Here is a 9,241-nt window from a genome sequence, read left to right as displayed (position 1 = left end):
TTGGACAGATGCGGCAGAGCCTTGATCAAGCTTGAGAGCACTCGGCTGATCTTGGCCTCAGCTCCACGCCGTCACAAGATCGGCGACAGAGCCGCACAGCGTAGCGAGACCGGACGTTCCTCTGCGCGGCAGAGGGCATTGTTCTCGGCAGAGCCGGTTGCTTACCGGCCATGGCCAGCGCCCGGACTGTGCCAATGTGCGGGATAGCCACTGTCATGGCCATGCCCGCTGGGTGCGGCGCCATCGCTGCGGGGTGATGCCGTAGCGGTCGCGGAAGCGGCGGACGAGATAGGTGGCGTCGCGCAGGCCGGTTCGGGCGGCCACGGCGTCGAGCGGCAGGTCGGTCTCGCGCAGCATTCGCCGGACCTCGGTCATGCGCCGTTCGGTGATCCATTCAAGCAGGGGGCGGCCGGTGCGTCGGCGGAGCACGGTCGTGAGGTGCCCCGGGGTGTAGCCGAGCGTGCGGGCGATATCGGCGGCGGAGACCGGTTCGCGGAAGGTTGCCTCGATCTCGGCGAAGACCCGCTCGACGAGTGGGTCCGGCGTGGCCGGAGTGCTGGGTGCCAGTCGCGCGGCCGCGACCAGAAGCCGGGTGAGCAGCGCGGCGACGGCCTCGGGGGCGCCGAGACGGCCTGGGTCGGCGAGTTCCTCGGCCAGGTCCGCCAGCCACGCCGACCAGTTTGCCTGGTCGGGCTCTGCGATCCGGGCGTGCCCCGCGCTGATGGCGAACAGGGCGAGGAGGGGATGGTGCATCCAGGCCAGTGGGGAGACCGATCTCAGGGCCGGAACGGCGTCCGGTGTGAACGCTACCGACCACCCGCAGCTGCGGGCGAGTTCGGCCACGGTCGCGACGCCGATGACCTGCCCGGGCGATACAGCGTGGGCCTCGCCAGCGCGCAGCGGTCGTTCGGCGCCGTCGACGGTGAACGAGCCCATGCCCTCCTCGACGTAGACCAGGACGAAGAAGTCGTGGGCGTGCCGGTGGTCCGGCGGGAGGCTGGAGTGGGCGGCTTCGGTGTCGAAGCGGGTCACCGAGACAGGAGGCAGGCCGGGGCGCTGCCGGTAGCGGTAGACCGGCGTCCCGTCGGGCCGCACCGTGTGCAGCCTCGACCGGACTCCCGGCGAGTCACTGACCGAAGAATGTCCCATAGCTTCCACGTTAAGTCCTGCCCAGTAACCGCAGAATATCCAAGACTTGAAGGTGACGACACCGGGTCTGTCACGGGCCGTCGAGGCAGACCGACACCGCGTACACAGGAGGCACCCATGGCAGCTTCGAACCGCGTACGCATCCTCGACCAGCGAACTCCGGAGGATCGGGACCGTCCGTTCCTGCCGGGCGCGGGAAAGAGCTGGCTTCTCCCGTTCTACGACGCCTTCACCCGGGTGGCCGGCGTCCGCGCACTGCACGAACGCGCGGTCGAGCTCGCCGGAATCGAGCCCGGCCAGACGGTGGTCGATGTCGGCTGCGGCACAGGTAACCTTTCGTTCGCCGTGCTCGCGGCCCAGCCGAGCGCGTGGGTGACCGGCCTCGACCCCGACGGAGACGCCCTGCGCAGGGCAGCGCGCAAGGCGCAACGCCGCAGCGTCGCTCTTACCCTCGTCCAGGGATATGCCGACCGGATCCCCGCTGAGGACGACTCGCTCGACCATGTGGTCTCGTCGTTGGCCCTGCATCACGTCGATGACGACGGTCGGATCGCGTTCGCGCGCGACGCGCTGCGTGCTCTTCAGCCGGGAGGAAAGGTTACGATCGTCGACTTCGGCGGCCCAACATCCAACGTCGAGGACCCCGGGCACCCAACGCACCGCCATGGCCACAGCCCTGTCCACGTCCTCCGGCACCTGACCCGCCTCACGCGTTCTCGGGTGGCGCACAGCCCGGTCGTGGCCCGCAACCACGGCGATGGCATCGTCACGCTCCTGGCGGACGCCGGGTTCGGCGACGCCCGGGAGATCGCGCACGCCGACCACAGGTTCGGCCGGGTCACCTTCGTGCAGGCGACTCGCCCCTTGAGCTGCGCCTGATAGGGGTGTCGACCGGCCCAACACACCGCCACGCAATGGCCGAAGTCCCAATGCCACAGGCGGTACCGCCACCAGCATCCGCTCATCGGCTGTCCGGGAGCTGGCCTGCGGACTCGCCATGACGTTCCGTAGCGCGCGGATTGCGGCATCTGGGACGCTGAGAACAGCGACCTAGACGGCTACGCCCTAGCTACTTCGTCCTGAAAAAGTAGATCGACGAGGCTGGTTGCGCGCTGCGTGGTTGGCCTCGTTGTCGTTGATCAGGGTGGGAAGGTCGGTGCGGCGTAAGGGATTTGATGCTTCGTACGCGTAACGTGCAGCCGTCGTTGTGGGAGTCGGTGCTTCCGGAGGTGTGCCTGCGGCTTCCGGCCGAGCTGGAGCGGGTTGATGAGCTGCTGGACGACGAGCGGTTCTTCGCCCCGTTCCGGGAGCATTTCGACGTCCGGCTGGGGCGCCCGAGCGTGCCGGTGGAGACCTATCTGCGGTTGATGTTCCTCAAGCACCGCTACCAGCTCGGCTACGAGACGCTGTGCCGGGAGGTGGCGGATTCGATCTCCTGGCGGCGGTTCTGCCGCATCGACATCGACGCTGTGGTGCCGCACCCGACCACGTTGATGAAGACCACCAGCCGGTGCGGTGCGGACACGGTGGCGCAGTTGAACGAGGCGTTGCTGGTCAAGGCGAACGAGCAGAAGCTGGTCCGGTTGGGAAAAGTGCGGGCCGACACCACCGTGGTGTCGGCCGACGTTGAGTATCCGACCGACTCCGGCCTGCTGGCCAAGGCGATCGGCAAGATGGGCCGGATTGTCGCGCGGGTCAAGGCTGCCGGTGGCGCCACCCGGACTCGGTTTCGCGACCGTCGGCGCAGCGCCGGCCGCAAAGTTCGGCAGCTGGCCTCGAAACTGCACCTGCGGAGCGCGGTCAATCGGGAGCAGGCCCAGCAGACCGTGGCGCGGGTGACCGGTGAGCTGGTGCGGCTGACCGAACACGCCGCCCGTGACGCGCAGGCGGTGCTGCGCAACGGCAGACGAGCCCTGGGCACGGTCACCGGACGCGCTGCTGGTCGGCTGCGCCGGGCCACCGACGAGTTGGCGGTGCTGTTGACGCGCACCGGGCAGATCGTGGAGCAGACCCGCCGCCGCCTGTCCGGTGACATGCCCGCGTCCGCGACCCGCCTGGTCAGCCTGCACGACCCGGATGCCCGCCCGATCGCCAAAGGGCGCATCAACCGGCCCGTGGAGTTCGGCTACAAAGCCCAGGTCGTCGACAACGACGACGGCGTCGTCGTGGACTACACAGTGGAACAAGGCAACCCCGCCGACGCGCCACAACTGGCGCCCGCGATCCAACGCATCACCCAACGGTTCGGTCGCCCGCCCCGCGCCGCGACTGCCGACCGCGGCTACGGCGAGGCCGCCGTCGACCAGGCCCTGCACGACCTCGACGTGAGAACCATCGCCATACCCCGCAAGGGAAAACCATCCACCGCCCGGCAACGGCAGGAACACACACCCAGCTTCCGACGACTCGTCAAATGGCGCACCGGCAGCGAGGGACGCATCAGCCACCTCAAGCACCGCTACGGCTGGGACCGCAGCCACGTCGACGGCCTCGACCGCACCCGCACCTGGTGCGGACACGGCATTCTGGCCCACAACCTGGTGAAGATCAGCACCCTCACCGCCGGATGACCACCGCGACCGCTACCCGACCCACACCCTGGATGAGACCCCCGCGAAATCGCTGCCCTCAACCCGGGTTTTTCAGGTCGAAGTAGCTAATCAGTGAACTGCCGGCGGTCGGCCTCTTGCTGGACCGCGTTCGTGAGGTCTCGCCAGGTGCCAGCCGAGGTCTTCATCATTTGGTCAACCATCGACCGCGCGGATGCTTCGTCGGCGAAGTCGGCTGCCGGCGATGCCTGGTCTCACATGATGCTTACGTCTCGGCCTCGCCTGATGCTTCAGGTGATCACGATGAGGCTACTTGCCGTGCCTGGAGCAACACCCGGATCACCTGTGTGGTGACTGCGACGAGCGGTAGCGCCACGTACCCCCAAAAGACGCCGTCAACCAACGCCTTGAACCCGTCGAACGAGCGGCCCGCGATCTCCGGGTTGGCGGCCATGATCTGGTGCGCGTGCTGCACTGATTCGAGCAGGTTGCTTCGGCCCCACTGCACCAACTTGTTCTGGCCCCACCTGCGAGAATCCAACCTTTCTTGGCCCCACACCGACATCGATGCGTCGGGGCGCCTCGCCGGACGTCCGCCGGTTGCAGGTAAGCGACTGCCCGGGCCAGAACCTGGTGCCGCGCCGCTGCCGCTCCTCGGCGCGTGGACGCGCCTGCGGTGCGGGTCGGCTTGCCACCGTGCCCCGGGGTGCGCATCCGGCGGGTCGAGCCGACCGGCCGGCGACCGCGCGGACGTGCGAGGAGGTGGGGCCAAAAGGAGTTGGAAACAGGTGTACGTCGATCATGCTGGTCCCAGAAGAAGTGGGGACGGTGGGGCCAGAACAAGTTCATGCGAACATCCCGCAGCGCGTCGCCCAGTTCGGTGAGGGCCAGCATGGCGATCCGCCGGTTGAGCTCGGCATGGCTGCTGACGTGCTTGTAGAGCGACGGCGCGCGCACCCCGAGCCGCTCGGCCAGCAGGCCCATCGTCACGTTGAGCCCGACCTCGTCGGCGAGCCCGGCGGCGGTGGGGACCACCGCCGCCGGGTCGAGTCGGGCCCTATGCACGGGCGTACGCCTTGAGGAACGGTAGCAGCAGCGCCACGGTCTCGTCGGGGAACTGGGTGTGCGGGTAGTGGCCTGCGCCCTCGATCATCTCGACCTTGCCGATATCGGCTGGCATCGCCGCCACGATTGCCTCGCCCTCGGCGCGCGGGTCGGCCCAGTCGGGGTCAAGTGAGCCCTCGACGATCAGCGCGGGGCAGCGGACGTTGCCGAGCTGTGCCCCGGCGTCTGCCGGCGTGGACTGGCCCATGCGCTGCATCGCCTTCATTCGGCCGGGCTCGCCGAGCATGGCCGCTATGCGTCGCAGCTGCTCGGCCCAGTCGTCCGGCTTGCGTCCCGGGAAGGCGACGTCGAGGTATCTGTGCCACCACTTCACGCTGCCCAGGATGCCGGTCATCAGCAGCCGGGTCATGCCGGTGCGATAGCGCTTCACCCCCAGGTCGCCGAGGCGGATCGACTGTTTGCGGGTGAACGGCCCGAGCTCGATGATGCCCTCGATGAGCTCGGGTGCCTGAGCCGCGGCGATGGTGACCGCGCCGCCCGAGATCGAGTGCCCCACCAGCACGGCCGGGCCGCCGAGGTGCCGCACCAGCGCGATGAGGTCACCCGCGATGCCGGTGCGGGTGTAGGACGCCCACTCGGCGCTCGATTCGCCGCAGCCGCGCAGGTCAAGGGCGGCCACGCGATAGCCGGCGGCGACCAGCTGGGGTACGACGAAGCGGTAGGACGCGCGGCTGTCGCCCATGCCGTGCGCCAGGACGACCAGCGGGCCTGCACCGGTGACCTCGTACGCGATCGTGCCACCGGCTACGGTGAGGAACTCGGACATGGCAACCTCCAGGCTTGGCTAATATCATTAGCTTACAGCTAATGATATTAGCCATTGACAGCCCTTTTCAGCGGTCAGACGTGAGCGCGGCGTCGTCGTGGAACCGCAGGTTGTAGACCATCGCCTCGTCGCCGCTGTCTGGGAACAACGAGAGTGTGCCGGAGGCCTCCGTGCGGGTTGCGATGCCGTCGACATCGATGGTGCCGCGGATCGAGACCGTGTGCGCGGGGTCGGCGAGGAACCGATCGATGCTGGGGAGCCTCGCCGAGCCGCGTGAAGAGGGCTGGCGCAGCCACACGGGAGCCCACGTTCATGGCAGGTCGCGCGCGGTGAGAATCATCCAACCCAGGAAATGGGCGGCCCCGGTCGAGGCCGCGCCGCTCGTCGGCGCAGGCATCCTGATAGGCCCGCCCTCCGCGCTCCTGGCCGGCGTCGTGGTACTGCCACACCCCGGCCAGGAGCGCGGCTCCCAGGCCGCGCTCCTGGTGGTCGGGACCAGCAACCCCGAACCGCTGGCCAGCACTGCCCGGGTGGTCAGAACAGGGTGTCGCGCACCCGCAGGGGCCGGTAACCGGTGGGGCCGAGCTGGGCGAGTTCGCCTTCGATGTCGATGAGGCCGAGGGTGTCGTTGGAGATTCCGGTGCAGACCGTGGCGGTGGTCCGGGCGAGCGTGACCGGTCGGCGGCAGCTGACTGCGTTTCCTCAGGGCCGGGCAGTCGGCGAGGATGCCGCCCGAGGTCGCCTTCGACGTCCTCGGGCGGCGGGTAACCCGCGCCGTCCTCATCTGACCGGGCCGGAGGCATCGGGTGTATCTGATGTCCGGTGAGTCGCTCGAACATGGCAAGCCCAGGCCGACGAATGTTCCGCTAGCGGCCGATCTTGTCCAGCTCGGCGTGGTCGTCGTCGGAGAGGGAGAGTCCCGCGCCCGCGATGTTCTCGCGCAGGTGTGTCGTGGACGAGGTGCCGGGGATGAGCAGGATGTTCGGCGAGCGCTGTAGCAGCCAGGCCAGGGCGACAGACATCGGTTTTGTCTCCAGCCGGGTGGCTACGGCCGAGAGCGCCGAGGATTGCAGCGGGCTGAAGCCGCCGAGCGGGAAGAACGGCACGTAGGCGATGCCCTGGTCGGCGAGCGCGTCGATCAGGTCGTCGTCCTGGCGGTGCGCGAGGTTGTACATGTTCTGCACGCACACGATCGGCGTGATCGTCTGCGCTTCGGCGACCTGTTCCGGCGTCGCGTTGCTCAGTCCGAGGTGCCGGATCAGGCCCTGCTGCTGGAGTTCGGCGAGGGTCTCGAGCGCCTCGGCGACCGGACCGGGCTGGGGTCCCTCGGCGTTGCCGAGCCGGAGGTTGACCAGGTCGAGCACGTCGAGATCGAGGTTCTCGAGGTTCTCGTGCACAGACCGGCGCAGGCTTTCCGGGTCACGGGCCGGGGGCCAGCCGCCCTGCTGGTCGCGCTTCGCGCCGACCTTCGTCACGATGTGCAGCGAGTCGGGGTACGGGTGCAGCGCCTCCCGGATCAGCTGGTTGGTGACATGCGGCCCGTAGGCGTCGGCGGTGTCGATGTGGGTGATGCCGAGCTCGACGGCCTCGCGGAGGACGGCGAGTGCGCCGTCGTGGTCGGCCGGCGGTCCCATGACCCAGGGGCCGGCGAGCTGCATGGCGCCGTAGCCGAACCGGGTGACGGTCAGGTCTCCCAGCGTCCAGGTGCCGCCGGGAAGGGAAGTGGAGGCCATGCTAATACCTCTGGCTTTCGTGTTGCGCTGAGCGGTTCTGGTGCACTGCGGATACGTGCTCCACTATCAGGGGGTAACTTCCTCGCAGGAAGTAGGCACCTAGAGGTTCGTAACGCACCCAGCGGTGGAAGGAGCGGTTCGATGGCAACGTCGACAGCGGCGCAGAAGAGGGCACAGGCCAAGGTGGAGTATGACGCTTTCCTGGCGCAATGTCCCAGCCGCAAGCTGCTCGACCGAATCGCCGACAAATGGGTCGCGTTGGTTCTGGCAGCGCTACGCAGCAACGGCTCGCATCAGTTCGGCGCCGACTGCGCCGGTGAACCCCGGTCGATGCGGTACTCGGAGCTGTCGCGCCTGCTGGCCGGCGTCAGCCAGAAGATGCTGACTCAGACGCTGCGCTCCCTGGAACGCGACGGTCTGATCACCCGCACCGTGGTGCCGACCGTGCCCGTCACGGTCACCTACGAGCTGACCGGCCTCGGCCTCTCCCTGCACCAGATGATGCGCGGATTGAAGGACTGGGCTGAAACGCACATGGACGACGTACTCGCCAACCGCGCGACGTACGACAACCGCGTCGCCTGAGCCCGGCAGACACGACGTCACCCCAGCCCCTCTGCCTCCATCGAGCGCACTAACACCTGCATGTGGGCATTCTCATCGCGCTACATGCTTACCGGCGGTGACGCCATCATGCTCACGCCGATCGTCGTGCAACCCCGCGCGGCGTCGGTCGATGCACCCGCAGTTGAGCCCGTTGTACGTTCGTGTGGACACCGCACTAGCCTCGACAGGGGTCGACTGCCGGGGGCCATCAACACCGAGGCACGGTTAGGTGCGACGGCAGCATACCCAGTATGCTGGCCGCCATGCGACCCGCTCATCGACCCGTGGCGCTCACCGCAGTACTGGGCGGCTTTCTGCTCGGCGTCCTCGATTTCATCTGGATCAAGTACGTGCCGTACCCCTTCGGCAATCTGGGGAACTCCAGCGCGGTGTGGGCGGTCGCCGCCTTCTTCTTCGGCTTCTGGGTCCGGTCGGGCTGGCTACGCGCGGCGGTGGGCGCCGCTGTCGGTCTCGTCGTCGCGGTGCCCAGCTACTACGTCGCGGCGGCCCTCATCCAGGGCGACGAGTGGGCCGTGCTGTGGGCGCCACCGTCGCTGCTCTGGATGTTCTTCGGCGTCCTCGCCGGAGTGCTCTTCGGCATCGGTGGGACGTGGGCGCGCGGGCGCGGGTGGCAGCAGATCCTCGGCCCCGCGCTGCCGGGCGCAGTGCTCTTCGCCGAGGGGGGACTGGAGATTCGCCGGATTGGTGACCCGAACTACGGAAACGATCCACTCTGGGACGCCCTGATCAGGATCACGCTCGGTGTCCTGGCCGTCGTTCTGGCCAGCCGCACGAACCGGCAACGAGCATTCGCCCTGGCCACGGCGCTGCCCCTGGCCCTGGCCGGCCTGGCGGCGTTCCTGCTGGGCGGCTTCCGATGACCGGATCGACGCCGGCCAGATCCGTGCGCCCGTCCGGGCGACGCGCCGGCGCTGGCAGGTCGGATCCGCTCAGGCCGTCGCGCCGCCGTCGATGGCGATCGACGCGCCGGTGATGTGCCGTCCGCCGTCGCCCATCGGGTGACTGACCGTCGCCGCCACGTCGGCCGGTGCCGCGTACCGGCCGAGGGCGATGTGCGACCGCTGCGCGTCCGCACCGGCGCTGTCCGCCGGTTCATCAGCATTGTGGCGTGGAAACCCGGCCGTTTACGGCCGGGAGGAAACGCCGCCACCTCCCCTCAAGGTGTGTCTTACGTGGACGATTGTTAGAATGTGGGGCGTGGGTGAGGTGGTGAAGCGGGCGTACAAGTACCGCTTTTACCCGTCGCCCGAGCAGGCTGAGCTGCTGGGCCGCACGTTCGGGTGTGTGCGGAA

10 protein-coding genes and 1 pseudogene are annotated in these 9,241 nt (G+C 68.5%); 5 read left to right on the top strand and 6 right to left on the bottom strand.

The annotated features are described in order from the left end of the window. Positions 1-213: 213 nt before the first annotated feature. On the bottom strand, positions 214-1,149 hold the full coding sequence (locus ABZ671_RS31975) for an AraC family transcriptional regulator (protein WP_357865088.1): 936 nt from the start codon (positions 1,147-1,149) through the stop codon (positions 214-216). 117 nt (positions 1,150-1,266) lie between these two features. Here ABZ671_RS31975 and ABZ671_RS31970 point away from each other — a divergent pair, with 117 nt between their 5' ends. Both ABZ671_RS31970 and ABZ671_RS31965 read left to right on the top strand, forming a co-directional pair. Next, a complete protein-coding gene (locus ABZ671_RS31970; protein WP_357865086.1) occupies positions 1,267-2,028 on the top strand; it encodes a methyltransferase domain-containing protein in 762 nt (253 codons plus the stop codon). A 296-nt stretch (positions 2,029-2,324) separates the two neighbouring features. Continuing rightward, entirely contained in the window at positions 2,325-3,719 is a 1,395-nt protein-coding gene (locus ABZ671_RS31965; RefSeq protein ID WP_357865085.1) for an ISNCY family transposase, read from the top strand. A gap of 277 nt (positions 3,720-3,996) precedes the next feature. Here the strand turns inward: ABZ671_RS31965 and ABZ671_RS31960 are convergent, their stop codons facing one another. The 4 genes from ABZ671_RS31960 to ABZ671_RS31945 form a co-directional block, all read right to left on the bottom strand. Continuing rightward, a complete protein-coding gene (locus ABZ671_RS31960; RefSeq protein ID WP_357865083.1) occupies positions 3,997-4,206 on the bottom strand; it encodes a hypothetical protein in 210 nt (69 codons plus the stop codon). A 549-nt stretch (positions 4,207-4,755) separates the two neighbouring features. Next, a complete protein-coding gene (locus ABZ671_RS31955; protein ID WP_357865081.1) occupies positions 4,756-5,589 on the bottom strand; it encodes an alpha/beta hydrolase in 834 nt (277 codons plus the stop codon). 67 nt (positions 5,590-5,656) lie between these two features. After that, positions 5,657-5,887 carry a hypothetical protein gene (locus tag ABZ671_RS31950; RefSeq protein ID WP_357865079.1) on the bottom strand — a complete coding sequence of 77 codons (231 nt, stop codon included), beginning with the start codon at positions 5,885-5,887 and terminating at the stop codon, positions 5,657-5,659. A 568-nt stretch (positions 5,888-6,455) separates the two neighbouring features. Further along, positions 6,456-7,322, bottom strand: coding sequence for an aldo/keto reductase family oxidoreductase (locus ABZ671_RS31945; protein WP_357865077.1), 867 nt, complete (start codon positions 7,320-7,322; stop codon positions 6,456-6,458). Positions 7,323-7,463: 141 nt separating this feature from the next. On the opposite strand from ABZ671_RS31945, the gene ABZ671_RS31940 reads away from it, so the two are divergent. Beyond that, entirely contained in the window at positions 7,464-7,907 is a 444-nt protein-coding gene (locus tag ABZ671_RS31940) for a helix-turn-helix domain-containing protein (RefSeq protein WP_357865075.1), read from the top strand. Positions 7,908-8,191: 284 nt separating this feature from the next. Then, the gene (locus tag ABZ671_RS31935) at positions 8,192-8,809 is read left to right on the top strand and encodes a DUF6518 family protein (RefSeq protein WP_357865073.1); all 618 of its coding nucleotides are present in this window, start codon (positions 8,192-8,194) and stop codon (positions 8,807-8,809) included. A 69-nt stretch (positions 8,810-8,878) separates the two neighbouring features. Here the strand turns inward: ABZ671_RS31935 and ABZ671_RS31930 are convergent. After that, positions 8,879-9,040, bottom strand: a pseudogene (locus tag ABZ671_RS31930) (oxidoreductase); the annotation flags it as partial. On the opposite strand from ABZ671_RS31930, the gene ABZ671_RS31925 reads away from it, so the two are divergent. Further along, positions 9,000-9,241, top strand: a 242-nt coding sequence (locus ABZ671_RS31925) for a helix-turn-helix domain-containing protein (protein ID WP_357865072.1), incomplete at its 3' end; no start/stop codon positions are given. The pseudogene ABZ671_RS31930 and the gene ABZ671_RS31925 sit on opposite strands and share 41 nt — an antisense overlap.

The organism is Micromonospora sp. NPDC006766 (assembly GCF_040636055.1).
Taxonomy (GTDB): Bacteria; Actinomycetota; Actinomycetes; order Mycobacteriales; family Micromonosporaceae; genus Micromonospora.
This window is presented reverse-complemented; position numbering and strand designations above follow the sequence as displayed.